Raw genomic sequence first — 14,350 nt, forward strand, 5'->3', positions numbered from 1 at the left:
GGCGCCGGATATACGGGAGCGGATATGACGTTCAGGCGCACGAACCCCCTGGCCCTCGCGGTGCTGGCCCTGCTCTCGGAGCGGCCGATGCACCCCTACGAGATGGCGCAGACCATGCGGGAACGCCACCAGGAGGAGGTCATCAAGCTCAACTACGGCTCCCTCTACACCGTCGTGGAGTCGCTGCACCGCCACGAGCTGATCACCGCCTGCGCCGTGCAGAAGGCCGGCAACCGCCCCGAACGCACCGTCTACGCCGTCACCGAGACCGGCACGGCCGAGCTGCACGACTGGCTGCGCGAGCTGATCGCCGTCCCCGCCCGCGAGTACCCGCGCTTCGAGGCCGGGATCTCCCTGGTCGGCCTGCTGCCCCCGCACGACGCGCTGCGGGTCGTGCGGCAACGCGAGAGCGCCGTGGGCGAACAGCTCACCGCGCTGGCCGTGCTGCTGGAGAGGCTCGCGGGCATGGGCCTGCCCCAGCTCGCGTGGATCGAGCTCGACTACCGGATGGCCATGCTGCGCGCCGAACGCGCCTGGCTGTCCTGGTTCGCCACCGCCACCCGCGAGGGCACCGTCGGCGGTTACCCCGACTGGGAGGACAGGCACCGATGAGACTGCTGTTCGAAGTCACCGGCGTGGTGCACGCGCCGCTGGAGGACGTGCGCGCACGGATGTTCGCCGACGCCGGAGAGTCCGGGCCGCACCGGCTCGTGGACCGCGAGCAGGGCGTCATCGCCTACTGGGGCGACTGGTGGTACCGCGGCGAGGACACGCTGCACCCCCACCCCGAGGGCGCGCTGCTGCGCCACCGCGTCTACAACATCGCCAGGCAGGGCAACTGGGCTCCCTACCTGGCGAACAAGCTGTTCCTCGGCTACCGCGCCGGCCTCGAGGCGTCGATGCGCGAACGGGTGCGGCGGCTTCAGAGCTAGTCAGAGCTGACCGAAGCGCACCACCGCGACGAACACCGCCAGCGCGCACAGCACCAGGTTCGCCGGCGCCACCGAGCCCTCACCACGCCGGATGTGCGTGACCGCCGCCCCCACCTGGATCAGCGCCAGGCCCAGCGCGGCGATCGGGGTGAGGATCGGCGCGATGCCGGTCAGCCACGGCAGCACCAGCCCGGCCGCGCCCGCGAGCTCGACCGCGCCGATGGCCTTGACCTGCCCGGCCGAGAAGTCCCCGACCCATCCCATCCGCGGTTCGGCCAGCAGCTCCTGTTTGGACTTGGCGAGCTTGGTGAAGCCCGCCACCAGGTACACCGCCACCACGACACCCGACACGATCCACACCGCGACGTTCATGAACGAAAACCTAGCCCCGTCCCCAGCCCGGACACACCGCCACCGAGGCCACACACCGATCAACTAAGGGTGGCCTTAGTCCTCACCCGAACGGCCGTATAGAGTGTGCAGATGAGGTGCTCGATACTCTCCGACTTCGCGGGCGAACCGCTGGCCGGCACGGCCGCGACCGCGACGGCGTGGCTGTGCCTGGAACAGCCCGGCCCCTGGGGCCGTGACGCTCTGACCGAGAGCCACCTCGACCCGGAGCTCGGCGCCGAACTGCAACGCCGCGCCGCCGGCACCGGTGTGCGCATCCTGCTGATCCGCCGCCCCGGCAAACACGCCGACAACCACGTCCCCGCACGCCGCCGCCTGTACCTGGCCTCGACGAAGCCCGGTGGATCATGGCTCGAGCAGGCCGACCTCGCAGCCCCCGATGAAGCCCTCGAACTCGACTTCGAGGCCCTGGGCGCGGGCCGCTCGACCGCGTTCGGCACCCCGGTGCGAGATCCGCTGCTGCTGGTCTGCACGAACAGCAAACGCGACGTCTGCTGCGCCCTCTACGGCCGCCCGATCGCCACCGCGCTGAACCTGTGGGAGTGCACCCACACCGGCGGCCACCGCTTCGCACCGACCGGAGTGCTCCTGCCCACCGGTCACCTGTACGGACGCATCGACCACCAGTTGGCCCAGCGCGTCGTCACGGAGGGCATCGTCGCCGATCGTTGCCGCGGCCGTTCCTGCTTCACCCCGCGAGGGCAGGTGGCCGAGGTCGCCGTGCGGGAGCAGATCGGCGAGACCCGCGACGTGCTGACCGTCGTCGGGGAGGACGCCGACTCCGCGACCGTGCGGCACACCGACGGCCGGGAGTGGCGGGTGGCGCTGACCGAGCAGCCGGTGCCGCCGCGGCCCGCCAGCTGCGGCAAGTCGCCCGACATCGCGATCGCGCTGGTCGCCACGGCGATCGACGAGCTGGTGAAGGTCTGCCGGTAGGCGGTGCCCGCCGCCGCGCGGTGATCGCTAGCCTCGGCCGGGTGCCTCGGCTGATCCACCTCAACGGCCCGACCGGCGTCGGCAAGTCCACGATCGCCGCCCGCTACGCCGCCGACCACCCCGGAACCCTCGATCTCGACGCCGACGAGATCGTCCGGCTCGTCGGCGGCTGGCGCGAGGACTTCCACGGCGCCGTCGGCCTGGTGCGGCCTCTCGCGCTCGCCATGGCGGCCACGCACCTCGCCTCGGGCAACGACGTGGTCATGCCGCAGCTGATCATGCGCGGTGGCGAACGCGACAGGTTCGCCGCCGCGGCGGCGTCGGCGGGCGCGGACTACGTCGAGTTCGTGCTGCTCGCCCCGCCGCAGACCGTGGCCGGTCGCTACCGCGGCCGTGAGCACCACATCGACCACGTCGTCGAGGCACTCGGCGGCGAGCAGGTGGTCCACGACAGCCACGACCGCGTCACCGCCTACCTCACCCCCGCCACGACGGTCCTCGACGCCACCGGGGACGTCGAACGGACTTATGCCGCGCTCAGGGCGGCACTGGCCGTAGGTTGATCGAATGCAGAGCACGCACCGCGTCCCCTCCGACCGGCGACGCGTCCTGGGCCTGGTCATGGCGGTCATCGCGGTCGCGTGCGCCGCGCTGCTGGCCGGGTCGTTCGTCATCGACCTCGGCGGCGCCGAGAACGGCCTGGTCTTCGCCGTCATGCCGCTGGTGCTCGCCGCGCCGTACGCGGTGGTCCTGCTGGTCAGGCCCGGCAGGCAGCAGCTGATCGAGCTGGACGACGAGGGCATCACACACGCCGTGAGCGAGCTGAGGCGGTCGTGGACGTGGGACCAGGTCGAGGCCGTCGACATCGCCGAACCCCGCGAGTACACCACCGACGGGCCCGGCGCGACGGTCCGCTTCACCGACGGCCGGCTCCTGTACTTCAGCGGGCTCACCGAGAACAGCCGCGTCATCGTGTCCGCGCTGACCACCCGCTGCCCGGACGCACGGCGGGAACCGGTGCGCGCGCCGCACAAGCGACGTGCCGCGACGGTCCTGAGCGTGGTCACGCTCGCGTGCGGCGGTGTCGCGGCCTGGGCCGTCGTCGCCTACCGCGGCGGTGAACCGCTCGAGCTGGCCCAGCCCGCGGTCGCGCTCGCGACGCCCGCGGTGATCAGCTTGATCCTGCTGATCGCCGTTCTGGTGACGGGCCGGCGCTAGGCGCGGTCGCGGAGAACACACCGATGCCCAGCGCGTACGGGTCGTCCAGGCCCACGGTCGCCAGCGTCTCGGTCGGCAGCGCCAGCAACGAGATCGCGACGCCCAGGAAGTAGGCGTCGAGCAGGCCCGTGTCGCGGACCGTCGAGGGCAGGCCCGCGGCCTGCTGCAGGGCGGCGGCGGCCTCGGCGTTGGCCAGGACCATGCCCGAGAGCGCCTCCCGCACACCGGGCCGGCGGACCGCCTCCAGGTAGAGCTCGACCATCGCGAGCATCTGGGTCGGGTCGTCGGCGACCGCGCGGCGCAGCAGCGCCGGGTAGAGCTCGGCGACGTCGCTGGCGCTGATGTCGGCCGGGGTCGTCTCCCGCAGGCGCTGCACGGCCGCGCGGTGCAGGGACGTCATCCGGGCCGCGCACGCGGTGAGCACGGCCTCGCGGGTCGGGAAGTAGTTCTTGGTGGTGCCGATGGGGACGCCTGCCTCGCGGTCGATCGCGCGGTGGGTCAGGCCCCGGCCGCCTTCCACCGCGAGGATCTGGATCGCGGTGTCGCACAGGAGATCACGACGGCTCACGGTCCGGGACACTAGCAAGATCACCGCTGACCTGGCCGATCGGGGCGAACGCGCTGGTCCCGGCCGTGGCGGTGACGGCGCCGCGTTCGAGTACGAGGAACAGGCCGCAGACGCAGCGGAGGTAGGCGACCGCGCCGTGCGAGGACAGCGCGGAGGGGGCGGGCCAGTGGCAGGCGGGGCAGGTGGCGATCATGACCCCAGCGTGATGTCATGGTCTAGTGCATTTCAACCCTTACGGCGGGGCGGCCGCCGAACTCGCCGCGACGCTGGTCAACGCCGACCGGGACGCACACCTGCTCGACGTGCTGAAAGCGTCGGACTACAAGCCCCTGGGCTCGCTCGACGCACGCCAGGAACGTGACGTACGAGACTGGGTCGAGCGGCTGCGGCAGGTGTTCCGCGAGCCCACGGTCGAGCTGCTCAACGACCTGCTGGCCCAGTCGTCGATGACGCACTACATCTCCACCCACGACGGACGCGCCCCGCACCTGCACTACGCCCGCGAGGACGCGCCCACCGACGTGCGCCTCAAGGCGTACACGGCGGCGGGCATGGCGGCGTTGTTCTGCGAGGACGCCGGACGCATCGGCTCGTGCGACCGCGACGGCTGTGACGCGGTGTTAGTGGACACGAGCCGCAACGGCCGCAGGCGGTTCTGCTCCACCAAGTGCGCCAACCGCGTCGCCGTGGCGAACCACCGCAGCCGTCAGACGGCGTGAGTGCCCACCGGCCCGGGCAGACCGGTGGGCGGCGCGGTCACTTGTCGATGACGTTGTGCAGGCGGCGCGGCTTGTAGTCGGAGTAGGGCTCCAGGCCGTAGGTGCGGGAGCGGTAGTCGGTGCCCCAGCCGCCGCGCTGCTCGTAGGCGAAGTAGCGGGTCCTGGTGGTGTCGGTCCAGCGGTCGAAGATCACGACGTGGCGGTTGTCGCCGTCCCCGATCGCGTCGATGACCAGGTCGCCGCGCTTGAGCTCGGACATCGAGATCGAGAACGTCCAGGTCGAGGAGATGAGCGCCTCGGTGTTGGGCGCGTCCGGGACCTTGTCGAGCTTCGCGGCCATCGACGCGTAGCCGGAGCAGTCCTGGCGGTAGCCGTCGGTCCACTTGAGGCTCTGCGAGTAGGGCACGCGGGTGCCGTTGTTCGCCGTCAGCCAGCTGTTGGCGCGGTCGATGATCTCGTAGCGGTAGATCGGCGCTCCGGCCGCGTACGCCGGTGACACCAGCGTGCTCAGGGCGACGAGCGCGGCCGCGGCGATCGCGAGGACTCTCATGCGTGGTACTCCCATTCCGTAGATCACCTGTGGGCGCTTAGGGTCGGTTCATGGAGCTGACGGAGCTGTGTTTCGCCGGGGTCGCGAGGCAGGCGCACGCCGTGCGGTCCGGTGAGGTGACCGCGCACGACCTGGTCGCCGAGCACCTGCGCCGCATCGAGCGGATCGACCCGCGGCTCAACGCGTTCCGGCTGGTCTTCACCGAGCAGGCCCTCGCCCAGGCCGCGCGCGCCGACGAACGCCGGGCGGCGGGTGAGGACCTGCCGCTGCTGGGCGTGCCGATCGCGGTCAAGGAGGACATCGCGCTCGAAGGCCTGCCCACCACCAAGGGCACCAACGCCGCGCGCACCCCGCAGCCCGCGGACTCGGCGATCGTCACGCGGCTGCGCGAGGCCGGGGCGGTGATCATCGGCCGCACCCGCATGCCCGAGCTCGGCCTGTGGCCGTTCACCGAGAGCTCCTGGGCCGGGCCGACGCGCAACCCGTGGTCGCTCACGCACTCCCCCGGCGGGTCCAGCGGCGGGTCGGCCGCGGCGGTGGCGGCGGGCCTGGCTGCGGCCGCGATCGGCACCGACGGCGCCGGGTCGATCCGCATCCCCTCCGCGGTGACGGGACTGTTCGGGCTCAAGCCCCAGCGCGGCCGGATCTCCCTGGCGCCCGAACCGCAGATGTGGGGCGGACTGGTCGTGGCGGGGCCGATCACCCGCACGGTGGCGGACTGGGCGCTGGTCGCCGACCAGATCCACGGCGCCACCCCCGGTGACGCGCACGTCGCCCACCCGCCGCGCACGAGCTTCACCGAGGCCGCGCGCACCGATCCGGGCCGGCTGCGGATCGGGGTGTCGCTGCGGCCGTGGGGTCCGGGCATCGCCATCGCCGACGAGGTCCGCGACGCCGTGCAGGACACCGCCGCGCTGCTCACCGACCTCGGTCACGACGTGGTGCGCCTGGACCCGCCGATGCGCGACGTCACCGCCTCCACCCAGTTCGCGGCCCGCTACCTGCACAACGCCTATCTGGCGCGCGCGGGCATGGAACTCCCCGACCTGGTCGAACCGCGCACGCGGGCGGTCGGTGAGCTGGGCCGCCGCGTGCCGCGCGCGACGGCGCGGTGGGCGGCCAAGGACGACGCGACGCTCACCGCGTACGCGAACCGGGTGTTCACCTCGATCGACGTGCTGCTCACCCCGGCGCTGACCCGCCCGCCGATCCGCGTGGGCGAGTGGGACGGCCGCAACGTCGTCACGGCGCTGCTCGCGGCGTCGCACTACACGACGTTCCTGCCGCTGTGGAACATCGTCGGCAACCCCGCCGCGTCCGTTCCCGCCGGCCGCACGTCGACGGGCCTGCCGCTCGCGGTGCAGCTCGTGGGCCGCCAGCATGACGAGTGCACGCTGCTGTCGGTGTCCGCCCAGCTCGAGCGCGCTCGGCCGTGGGCGGACCGGACCCCCTCCGGCCTCGATCATGCGAACTAGGATATTACGAGTACGGACTATCCGAACCGGAAACGATCAGAATCCGCGCTTGGACAACTCGTCGAGCAGTTCGCGGTCGGCCACGTGCCGCGACTTGATGTGGTCCAGGTAGTCGGCGAACGCGTCGGGCTGCAGACCGCGTAGTTGCGCGAGCCACTCCACGAGCAGCTCCTGCTCCTCGATCCCCCGCCGCGCCAGCTCGACCTCCACGATCCGCCGGTACACCTCGATCGCGAGCCGGCTGCCGTCGGTCACGAGGTGCTGCACCAGCTCCGCGCGCAACGGCGGCCAGTCGTCGGTGTGCACGACCAGCGCCCGGATCTTGAGGTAGACGTCGAGGTTGGGGCGTGCGAAGAACGCCTCCCGGCACACCTCGACGGCCCGCCGCGGCGTACCCCGGCGCAGGTGCTCCTCCACGGCGAGGTCGATCAGCCGCAGCGCCGCACCGCGTCCACCCACGGCGCGCAGCCCGCGTTCCACCCACTCCAGGGCCTCCTCCGACCGGCCGTTGTCGCACAGCACGGTCGCGACCTGCAGGTAGTGCCAGCCCGAGGACAGGTCCTTGGACAGCACGAGCAGCTGCAGGTCGACGTCCTCGGTGTACTCGGCGAGCTCCTCCATGACGCGCAGCAACGCCCAGCGGGCGCGGTCGTAGCGGCCGGTCTCGCCGAACCCGATCACCGGCAGCGGCTCGAACAACGCCACCGCCCGCTCCCGGTAGCGCGCGAGACCGTCGTCGTCCAGCGCGCCGGTGTAGGCGGACAGGCTGACGTCGGGCGCGTCGGGGTGCTGCAGCTGCAGGTCGAGCAGCCAGTCCGCCAGGCGCAGCGGGTCGGGGGCGGTCGCGGCGCACGCGCGGGCGTGGGTGGCCAGCACCCGGTGGGCCAGCTCCGCGAGCTCGACGCGGTGACGGCGGCTGGCCGCGACCCCGTCGGCGAGCTGGGTGACGATCTGCTCGACCAGCGCGACCAGGCGCGGACCGGGATCGGTGACGAGCAGCGACTGCAGCTCGACCGACACGGCGGTCAGCGCCTGCCAGCGGGCGGGCCAGTCGGCGGTCTCGCTGTCGGCCTCGACGAGCGCGGAGGCCACGGTGGCGGGCAGCGAGTCCATCACAACATCATTACCGCGTCACCCGGTCGAGTGCTACGGATGTCGCCCTAACGGATTTAAGGTTCACCCTCAGTGGTCAGATGGCGACAGCTCGGCCAGCTTCCTGGTCAGAACCTCCCGCTCGCGTTCATTGCCGCACAATCGAATCGCCTGCTCAAGCTCGGTACGGGCCTCGCCGAACCGGCCCAGCCGCCGCAGCAACTCTCCGCGCACACCCGGTAGCTGGTGCGAGTCCTTGAACGCGTCCGCGGACGCCAGCGAGTCGACGATCGGCAGCGCCGCCTCGGGGCCCTGCGCCATCGACACGGCGACGGCGCGGTTGAGGTCCACGACCGGCGACGGGGCCAGCCGGCCCAGGCCGTCGTAGAGCGCGACGATGCGGCCCCAGTTCGTGTCCTGCACCGAGGACGCCAGCGCGTGGCACTCGGCGATCGCGGCCTGCAGCCCGTAGTAGCCGTACCCGCGGCCGGCGTCGGTGGCCTTGGCGAGGGCGGCGCGGCCGCGGGCGATCGCGGACCGGTCCCAGCGCCGCCGGTCCTGCTCCTCCAGCAGCACCGTCCGCCCGTCCGGGCCCCGGCGCGCGGGGAAACGGGCGGCGGTGAGCTCCAGCAGGGCGAGCAGGCTGTGGACCTCGGGCTCCTCCGGCATCAGCCGCGACAGGATCCGGGCGAGCCGCTGTGCCTCTCCGGCCAGGTCGAAGCGGATGACCTCGTCGCCCGAGCTCGCGGACGAGCCCTCGGTGAAGATCAGGTAGACGACGCTGAGGACCTGCGCCAGGCGCGCGGGTCGTTCGGCCGCGGGCGGCACCTCGAACGGCACCCCGGCCGCGCCGAGGGACTTCTTCGCGCGGGTGATGCGCGCCTGCACCGTCGCCGTGGGCACCAGGAACGCCCGCGCGATCTCGTCGCTGGTCAGACCGCCGATCACGCGCAACGTCAGCGCCACCCCGGACTCGCGCGACAGCACCGGGTGGCACGAGGTGAACATCAGCGCGAGGGTGTCGTCGTCGATCTGGTCGGGGTCCCACAGCACGTCGTCGGGGGCGGGCCCGGGGTCGGCGCCGGTCAACGCGCCTCCCTCGGACAGGTGGTGGGCCATGGCGGCGTACTTCTCGTCGCGGGCGCTGCGGCGGCGGAACGCGTCGATCGCGCGTCGCCTCCCGACGGTGAGCAGCCAGCCCGCCGGGTTGTTCGGGACGCCTTCGCGCGGCCAGGTCACCAGCGCCTCGGCCAGTGCCTCCTGCGCCAGGTCCTCGGCCAGCGCGAAGTCACCGGTGTAGCGGGTGAGCGCACCGATGATCCTCGCGGAGTCGATGCGCCACACCGCTGCTACGGCCTTGCGTCCCGTGGGGTCGCTCATGGGACCCAAACTAGTGGTGTGGCTCGGAACGTTGCCGGGGGGATTCGCGGTCGGACGGGTGCATCGTGGTGTCGCCCCCACTTCCTCGTACTGGTTGTACGGGGGTGTGGGGGCGGCGCCGCGAGGTGCCCTGCTGAGCGTGGATCACCTCGCCGACGTTCCGAGTCACACCACTAGATCAAGGATGAACGGGCTCAGAGCTGGCCCGTGGACTCGCGCCACGCGCGTTCCTTCTTGATCCACTCGTTGTCCTGCGGGAACTCGTCGATCGTCGGCACGCGGCGGATCTCGGTCTTGAACCCGGCCGCGGTCATCGGCGTGCGCTTGGCCCACTCGACCGCGTCCTGGATCGTGGGGACGTTGATCAGGTAGAAGCCGTTGAACAGCTCCTTGGTCTCCCCGTACGGGCCGTCGGTGACGACCGGCGGCTCGGAGGAGAAGTCGACGACGACACCCTCCTCGGCCGGGGCCAGGCCCTCGGCGGCGACCAGGACGCCGGCCTCGATGAGCTCCTCGTTGAACTTGCCGACGGTCTCGAGCATCTGGTCGAAGTCGATCTCACCGAGGTTGCCCCAGGCCTCGTCGGAGGTCACGCGCCAGATCAGCATGAACTTCATGTCGGTCTCTCCCAGATGGTTCGTGCGGGTCCGTTGTGGACCCTTTCACGCTCAGGTCGAACGGGCCGGGCGTTCGATCGACACACGACCCGGAATTTCTTAGAAAGTTTCTGTTCGCGCTGGTGAGACGACGAAGCGGCCCACCCCGGTGATCGGGATGGGCCGCTGGGCGTGCCGTGCTGCTGCTCAGACCCGGTCGTCGGGCTGGTGCAGCGAACGGGGCTGCTCCGCCTCCAGCTCCGGCACCGGGAACGCGCCGCCGACCGAACGCGGCGGGGTGCTCAGCGGACCGGGCACCTCCTGACGCGCGACGGCCTCCGCGGCGGCGACCGCCTCGGCGACCTTCGGGTCGGACTTGAGGTCGAACCAGGCGGCGACCGACTCGTCGTCGTCCTCGGGCTTGGGACGCTCGGTGGTGTCGGTGGGCGGCTCGTAGCGGAAGACGCCGTCCTCGCCGGGCGCGCCGAGCATCTTGGCGAACCCTTCGAGGGCCTTGCCGTAGTCGGTCGGGATCATCCAGACCTTGTTCGCGTCGCCCTGCGCCATCTGCGGCAGCGTCTGCAGGTACTGGTAGGCCAGCACCTCCGGGGTGGGCTTGCCGTCCTTGATCGCGCCGAAGACCTTCTCGATGGCCTTCGCCTGACCCTGCGCCTGCAGGTAGCGGGCCGCGCGTTCACCCTGCGCTCGCAGGATCTGCGACTGCCGCTCACCCTCGGCGGACAGGATCGACGCCTGCTTGGCGCCTTCCGCGGCGAGGATCTGCGACTGCTTCTGGCCCTCGGCGGTCTTGATGGACGACTCGCGCTGGCCCTCGGCGGTGAGGATCATGGCGCGCTTCTCGCGGTCGGCGCGCATCTGCTTCTCCATCGAGTCCTGGATGGAGGGCGGCGGGTCGATCGACTTGAGCTCGACGCGGGCGACGCGCAGGCCCCAGCGGCCGGTCGCCTCGTCGAGCACCCCGCGCAGCTGACCGTTGATGTGGTCACGCGAGGTGAGCGTCTCCTCCAGGCTCATGCCACCGACGAGGTTGCGCAGCGTCGTGATGGTGAGCTGCTCGACGCCGACGATGTAGTTGGAGATCTCGTAGACCGCGGAACGCGGCTCGGTGACCTGGAAGTACACGACGGTGTCGATGGACACGGTCAGGTTGTCCTGGGTGATCACCGGCTGCGGCGGGAACGACACGACCTGCTCGCGCAGGTCGATGCGGGCGCGCACCTTGTCGATGAACGGGACCATGATGTTCAGGCCGGGTGCCGCGGTGTTGCGGTAGCGGCCGAGGCGTTCGATGACGGCGGCCTGCGCCTGCGGGATGACCAGCACGGACTTGACGGCGATGGTCAGCACGAAGATCGCGATGACGGCGGCGATCACAGCGGTGATCGGGTCCAACTCGGTTCACACCCTCCTGCGGGCGCTCAGACCGCGGCTATCACCACGGCGACGGCGCCCGAGATCTCGACAACGGTGACGGCTTCGCCTTCTTCGACCACGGACCCGTCGAGGGTGCGCGCGCTCCAGGTGTCGCCGCCGATCTTGACCTGCCCGCCGTGCTCGGTCACCTGCGTCACCGCGACGGCCCGGCTGCCCAGCAGCGCCTCGTGGTGCATCCGGATGTTCGAGCCGAGCTGCAGCCGCTTCTTGAGCAACGGCCGGGCCGTGACGATCAGGCCCAGCGACGTGGCCGCGAAGACGAGCACGCTCACCAGGTCGGCGGCGCCCACGGCGGACACCCCGGCCGCGGCCAGCGCGGCGGCGCCGAGCATGACCAGCACGAAGTCACCTGAGAGAACCTCGGCGACGACGAGCAGTATCCCGACGATCAGCCAGATCAGCGCGGCCATGAGCCCATACATACACCAACGGGGACCACGCAACGGGAAGATTCACCGTGCTGAGCCCCGGACCGTAACGAAATCGATCAACGGCAGATGATTCAGGCGTGGCGAAGACGGTGAAGTCGCGGACCGGCCGGTTCGTGTCGGGGCTCGTGCTGGTGGGCGCGGTCGTGGGTCTGGTGATCGTGCTGCGGTCGGCGGCCGAGCAGCAGTCGTGGGCCAGCACCGAGGCGACGGTCCAGGAGCGGATCAAGTCCGGCAAGAGCGCGTCGGTGCGCGTCGAGTACGCGCTGCCCGACGGCACCAAGCAGGTGCAGACGCTCTCGGAGAACGGGTCCGCCCACGAGACGGGCACGCGGGTGACCGTGCGCTACGACCTGCGCGACGGCCGGGTGGTGGACGCGGCGCTGGCCGACAACGACCAGGTGTTCTGGGTGCTGGGCGTGATGCTGAGCGTGCTGGCGCTCGGCTCGGTGGGCATGAACCTCATCGCGTGGACGCCGCAGCGGCGCGACGTCTAGTCCTGGGGGACGGTGACGAAGTCGATCAGCCGCTCGACGGCGCCGAGCAGGTCGGACTCGATGTCCTTGTAGCTGCTGACCGAGTTCAGGACGCGCTGCCAGCCCTCCCAGGTCTCGCCCCAGCCCAGCCGCTCGCACACGCCGGTCTTCCAGTCGACGCCGCGCGGGACCACCGGCCACGCCTTGATCTTCACAGCCGCCGGTTTCACCGCCTGCCAGATGTCGACATAGGGGTGGCCGGTGACGAGCACGTTGTCGTCGCGGATCTCCTCGACGATGCGCTGCTCCTTGGAGTTCGCGACGAGGTGGTCGACCAGGACGCCGAGGCGGCGGTGCGGTGCGGTGCCGAACTCGGTGATCAGACGGGGCAGGTCGTCCACGCCGTGCAGGGGTTCGACGACGATGCCCTCGACACGCAGGTCGTGGCCCCAGACGCGTTCGACGAGCTCGGCGTCGTGCTTGCCCTCGACCCAGATGCGGCTGGCCTTGGCGGTCCTCGCCCTGAGGCCTTCGACCTTGACCGACCCGGACGCGGTGGTCTTCGGCTTCTGCGGGCCCGGCATGGGCTTGACCAGCGTGACGGGCTGCCCGTCGACGAGGAACCCGGCGGGGTTCAGCGGGAACAGCCGGTGCCGGCCGTGGCGGTCCTCCAGGACGACCTGGCCGTACTCGAACTTCACGACGGCTCCGCAGAAGCCGCTGGCGGGGTCCTCGACGACGAGGCCGGGTTCGGCCGTGATCTCGGGGACCTTCTTGCGCTTCGGGGTCGACAGGACGTCGCGGCCGTAGTCGTGGGAACGCACGCGAAGACCCTAGCCGTAGAACGGTTTGAAGACGGTGAGCCACTCGTGGACGCGGTCGAGGTCGACCTCGGCGCCGTGCAGGTCGTAGCCGCCGTGCACGAAGTCGAGCCAGTCGACGGCCGGGTCGCCGACGCAGGCGCGCGGGTCGATCGCGACCGGTCCGCGCGGGCCCTGCAGGACGTTGCCGGGGTGCATGTCGCCGTGCAGCAGCACGGGTTTGACGTTGTCGGCGGCGAGCTTGCGGGCGCGGTGGTGCTCGGTGGCGTAGTAGGTGCCGGTGCGGCGGGTCAGCAGCGTCTCGAACAGGAAGTCGACACGGGCCTTGAGCGGCGGGAACCCGGTGGGGCTCGCCTCGTGCAGGTGCGGGACGACCTTCGCCGGATCGGCCGCCGGGGTGCCGGGCGAGATGGTCTCGAGCAGCAGCGCGCCGCGGCTGAGGTCGGCGTCGAGCAGGCCGACCATGGCGGGGGTGTCGGCCCAGACGGCGAGCGCACGCGCCTCGTGCACGGCGATGTCGTGGTCGGGGGTGAGCTTGAGGACGCCGCCCGTGCACAGGAACGTGGCGCCGGTGCCGCCGGGTACGTGCCTGAGGTTCGTGAGGCCCCAGCGGGCACTGAGGGTGGCGACCAGGTCGGGCAGCGCGTCGATCCACCCGGACACGCCGGTACCGAAACGTCGGGTCAGCCGCGCTCTGGCGTCCTCATCGATCACTCAACTCAGATTAGCGAGTTCGCTCCGGATTGGCGGCGGAACTGGTAGTCCGCCAGCGCCGGGCGCCACAGACCGTTCACGTCGAAACACGTCGAGAGCAGCCGCAGGTCCGCTCCGTCACCGGTCACCACGACTTTCCCGTCGACGACCCACCGGTTCGCGGGCAGCAGCGGCACGGGCCACCCGGCGATGAGCAGCCGGTCGCACACCAGCCGCTGCAGCCGTCCGCCGTCGTTGTCGACGATCACGGCCGGGGTGTCGAGGTCGAAGTCGCGGACCGTGGCGTGCGGGTAGCGGCGGACGCCGACGTCGGCGAGCCGGTCGGCACCGGGCCCGATCAGGTCGACGGGCCCGAATCGTCGCGCGAGACACGCGGCCGCCCACGCGCCGAGATCGGCCGCGCCCACGACGACGATCCGTTCGAAATAGGTCATGTCAACCGTTTCCCGCATTCACAATTCGATGTTCACGCAGGTCAGAAAGCCTCCAGCAAGATAGGGGCACGGTGATCCGCACGTCAAACCCCCGGCCCGTCTCAATTGGAACATGTCAATGGGCAAGGAATAGTTCGCCGATCAC

Annotated in this window: 20 protein-coding genes; 8 read left to right on the forward strand and 12 right to left on the reverse strand. The window is 71.1% G+C overall.

The window, feature by feature from the left end; genetic code table 11:
- Positions 1–24 precede the first annotated feature (24 nt).
- Both ACWF7A_RS05400 and ACWF7A_RS05405 read left to right on the forward strand, forming a co-directional pair.
- Positions 25–612, forward strand: coding sequence for a PadR family transcriptional regulator (locus ACWF7A_RS05400; protein ID WP_452249188.1), 588 nt, complete (start codon positions 25–27; stop codon positions 610–612).
- Positions 609–932 (forward strand): hypothetical protein, encoded by a 324-nt coding sequence (locus ACWF7A_RS05405; RefSeq protein WP_452249189.1) that lies wholly within the window; start codon positions 609–611, stop codon positions 930–932. Before ACWF7A_RS05400 ends, ACWF7A_RS05405 begins: the two co-directional genes overlap by 4 nt.
- Here ACWF7A_RS05405 and ACWF7A_RS05410 read toward each other — a convergent pair whose 3' ends face one another.
- Entirely contained in the window at positions 933–1,304 is a 372-nt protein-coding gene (locus ACWF7A_RS05410) for a DoxX family protein (RefSeq protein ID WP_452249190.1), read from the reverse strand. It abuts the gene before it with no gap.
- A gap of 111 nt (positions 1,305–1,415) precedes the next feature.
- Between ACWF7A_RS05410 and ACWF7A_RS05415 the strand changes: the two genes are divergently transcribed.
- The 3 genes from ACWF7A_RS05415 to ACWF7A_RS05425 are packed head-to-tail and all read left to right on the forward strand — an operon-like array spanning position 1,416 to position 3,497.
- Entirely contained in the window at positions 1,416–2,279 is an 864-nt protein-coding gene (locus tag ACWF7A_RS05415; protein ID WP_452249191.1) for a sucrase ferredoxin, read from the forward strand.
- A gap of 41 nt (positions 2,280–2,320) precedes the next feature.
- Entirely contained in the window at positions 2,321–2,842 is a 522-nt protein-coding gene (locus ACWF7A_RS05420) for an AAA family ATPase (RefSeq protein WP_452249192.1), read from the forward strand.
- A gap of 4 nt (positions 2,843–2,846) precedes the next feature.
- Positions 2,847–3,497 (forward strand): hypothetical protein, encoded by a 651-nt coding sequence (locus tag ACWF7A_RS05425; RefSeq protein ID WP_452249193.1) that lies wholly within the window; start codon positions 2,847–2,849, stop codon positions 3,495–3,497.
- On the opposite strand, the gene ACWF7A_RS05430 is transcribed toward ACWF7A_RS05425, so the two are convergent.
- Positions 3,451–4,065, reverse strand: coding sequence for a TetR/AcrR family transcriptional regulator (locus tag ACWF7A_RS05430; protein WP_452249194.1), 615 nt, complete (start codon positions 4,063–4,065; stop codon positions 3,451–3,453). The two genes, ACWF7A_RS05425 and ACWF7A_RS05430, sit on opposite strands and share 47 nt — an antisense overlap.
- Positions 4,052–4,258 carry a hypothetical protein gene (locus ACWF7A_RS05435; RefSeq protein ID WP_452249195.1) on the reverse strand — a complete coding sequence of 69 codons (207 nt, stop codon included), beginning with the start codon at positions 4,256–4,258 and terminating at the stop codon, positions 4,052–4,054. Before ACWF7A_RS05435 ends, ACWF7A_RS05430 begins: the two co-directional genes overlap by 14 nt.
- A 25-nt stretch (positions 4,259–4,283) precedes the next feature.
- On the opposite strand from ACWF7A_RS05435, the gene ACWF7A_RS05440 reads away from it, so the two are divergent.
- The gene (locus ACWF7A_RS05440; protein ID WP_452249196.1) at positions 4,284–4,784 is read left to right on the forward strand and encodes a CGNR zinc finger domain-containing protein; all 501 of its coding nucleotides are present in this window, start codon (positions 4,284–4,286) and stop codon (positions 4,782–4,784) included.
- A 37-nt stretch (positions 4,785–4,821) separates the two neighbouring features.
- Here ACWF7A_RS05440 and ACWF7A_RS05445 read toward each other — a convergent pair whose 3' ends face one another.
- Positions 4,822–5,334: a hypothetical protein gene (locus ACWF7A_RS05445; protein ID WP_452249197.1), complete on the reverse strand. Its 513-nt coding sequence runs from the start codon at positions 5,332–5,334 to the stop codon at positions 4,822–4,824.
- Positions 5,335–5,384: 50 nt separating this feature from the next.
- On the opposite strand from ACWF7A_RS05445, the gene ACWF7A_RS05450 reads away from it, so the two are divergent.
- The gene (locus tag ACWF7A_RS05450; protein WP_452249198.1) at positions 5,385–6,809 is read left to right on the forward strand and encodes an amidase; all 1,425 of its coding nucleotides are present in this window, start codon (positions 5,385–5,387) and stop codon (positions 6,807–6,809) included.
- A gap of 36 nt (positions 6,810–6,845) precedes the next feature.
- On the opposite strand, the gene ACWF7A_RS05455 is transcribed toward ACWF7A_RS05450, so the two are convergent.
- The 5 genes from ACWF7A_RS05455 to ACWF7A_RS05475 all read right to left on the reverse strand — a co-directional run bounded on the left by ACWF7A_RS05455 (position 6,846) and on the right by ACWF7A_RS05475 (position 11,742).
- Positions 6,846–7,922, reverse strand: a complete 1,077-nt coding sequence (locus ACWF7A_RS05455) for a hypothetical protein (RefSeq protein ID WP_452249199.1) — start codon at positions 7,920–7,922, stop codon at positions 6,846–6,848.
- A gap of 69 nt (positions 7,923–7,991) precedes the next feature.
- Positions 7,992–9,281: an RNA polymerase sigma factor gene (locus ACWF7A_RS05460; protein WP_452249200.1), complete on the reverse strand. Its 1,290-nt coding sequence runs from the start codon at positions 9,279–9,281 to the stop codon at positions 7,992–7,994.
- Between the two features lie 194 nt (positions 9,282–9,475).
- Positions 9,476–9,898, reverse strand: a complete 423-nt coding sequence (locus tag ACWF7A_RS05465; protein WP_452249201.1) for a YciI family protein — start codon at positions 9,896–9,898, stop codon at positions 9,476–9,478.
- 186 nt (positions 9,899–10,084) lie between these two features.
- A complete protein-coding gene (locus ACWF7A_RS05470; RefSeq protein WP_452249202.1) occupies positions 10,085–11,290 on the reverse strand; it encodes an SPFH domain-containing protein in 1,206 nt (401 codons plus the stop codon).
- A 26-nt stretch (positions 11,291–11,316) separates the two neighbouring features.
- A complete protein-coding gene (locus ACWF7A_RS05475) occupies positions 11,317–11,742 on the reverse strand; it encodes an NfeD family protein (protein WP_452249203.1) in 426 nt (141 codons plus the stop codon).
- 98 nt (positions 11,743–11,840) lie between these two features.
- Between ACWF7A_RS05475 and ACWF7A_RS05480 the strand changes: the two genes are divergently transcribed.
- Positions 11,841–12,257 carry a hypothetical protein gene (locus ACWF7A_RS05480; RefSeq protein ID WP_452249204.1) on the forward strand — a complete coding sequence of 139 codons (417 nt, stop codon included), beginning with the start codon at positions 11,841–11,843 and terminating at the stop codon, positions 12,255–12,257.
- Here the strand turns inward: ACWF7A_RS05480 and ACWF7A_RS05485 are convergent.
- The 3 genes from ACWF7A_RS05485 to ACWF7A_RS05495 form a co-directional block, all read right to left on the reverse strand.
- Positions 12,254–13,060 carry a DUF3097 domain-containing protein gene (locus ACWF7A_RS05485; RefSeq protein WP_452249205.1) on the reverse strand — a complete coding sequence of 269 codons (807 nt, stop codon included), beginning with the start codon at positions 13,058–13,060 and terminating at the stop codon, positions 12,254–12,256. The genes ACWF7A_RS05480 and ACWF7A_RS05485 overlap by 4 nt on opposite strands.
- Positions 13,061–13,069: 9 nt before the next feature.
- Positions 13,070–13,522 (reverse strand): aminoglycoside phosphotransferase family protein, encoded by a 453-nt coding sequence (locus tag ACWF7A_RS05490; RefSeq protein WP_452249564.1) that lies wholly within the window; start codon positions 13,520–13,522, stop codon positions 13,070–13,072.
- 254 nt (positions 13,523–13,776) lie between these two features.
- Positions 13,777–14,223 (reverse strand): hypothetical protein, encoded by a 447-nt coding sequence (locus tag ACWF7A_RS05495; protein WP_452249206.1) that lies wholly within the window; start codon positions 14,221–14,223, stop codon positions 13,777–13,779.
- Between the last annotated feature and the right edge of the window lie 127 nt (positions 14,224–14,350).

The sequence above is a fragment of the Lentzea sp. NPDC055074 genome (genome assembly GCF_053608005.1).

Coding starts and splice junctions, on each gene's coding strand:
- ACWF7A_RS05475 (WP_452249203.1), bottom strand. CDS start 11,742: ATGGCCGCGCTGATCTGGCTGATCGTCGGGATACTGCTCGTCGTCGCC.
- ACWF7A_RS05465 (WP_452249201.1), bottom strand. CDS start 9,898: ATGAAGTTCATGCTGATCTGGCGCGTGACCTCCGACGAGGCCTGGGGC.
- ACWF7A_RS05415 (WP_452249191.1), top strand. CDS start 1,416: ATGAGGTGCTCGATACTCTCCGACTTCGCGGGCGAACCGCTGGCCGGC.
- ACWF7A_RS05425 (WP_452249193.1), top strand. CDS start 2,847: ATGCAGAGCACGCACCGCGTCCCCTCCGACCGGCGACGCGTCCTGGGC.
- ACWF7A_RS05490 (WP_452249564.1), bottom strand. CDS start 13,522: ATGGTCGGCCTGCTCGACGCCGACCTCAGCCGCGGCGCGCTGCTGCTC.
- ACWF7A_RS05450 (WP_452249198.1), top strand. CDS start 5,385: ATGGAGCTGACGGAGCTGTGTTTCGCCGGGGTCGCGAGGCAGGCGCAC.
- ACWF7A_RS05460 (WP_452249200.1), bottom strand. CDS start 9,281: ATGAGCGACCCCACGGGACGCAAGGCCGTAGCAGCGGTGTGGCGCATC.
- ACWF7A_RS05495 (WP_452249206.1), bottom strand. CDS start 14,223: ATGCGGGAAACGGTTGACATGACCTATTTCGAACGGATCGTCGTCGTG.
- ACWF7A_RS05445 (WP_452249197.1), bottom strand. CDS start 5,334: ATGAGAGTCCTCGCGATCGCCGCGGCCGCGCTCGTCGCCCTGAGCACG.
- ACWF7A_RS05435 (WP_452249195.1), bottom strand. CDS start 4,258: ATGATCGCCACCTGCCCCGCCTGCCACTGGCCCGCCCCCTCCGCGCTG.
- ACWF7A_RS05455 (WP_452249199.1), bottom strand. CDS start 7,922: ATGGACTCGCTGCCCGCCACCGTGGCCTCCGCGCTCGTCGAGGCCGAC.
- ACWF7A_RS05400 (WP_452249188.1), top strand. CDS start 25: ATGACGTTCAGGCGCACGAACCCCCTGGCCCTCGCGGTGCTGGCCCTG.
- ACWF7A_RS05410 (WP_452249190.1), bottom strand. CDS start 1,304: ATGAACGTCGCGGTGTGGATCGTGTCGGGTGTCGTGGTGGCGGTGTAC.
- ACWF7A_RS05405 (WP_452249189.1), top strand. CDS start 609: ATGAGACTGCTGTTCGAAGTCACCGGCGTGGTGCACGCGCCGCTGGAG.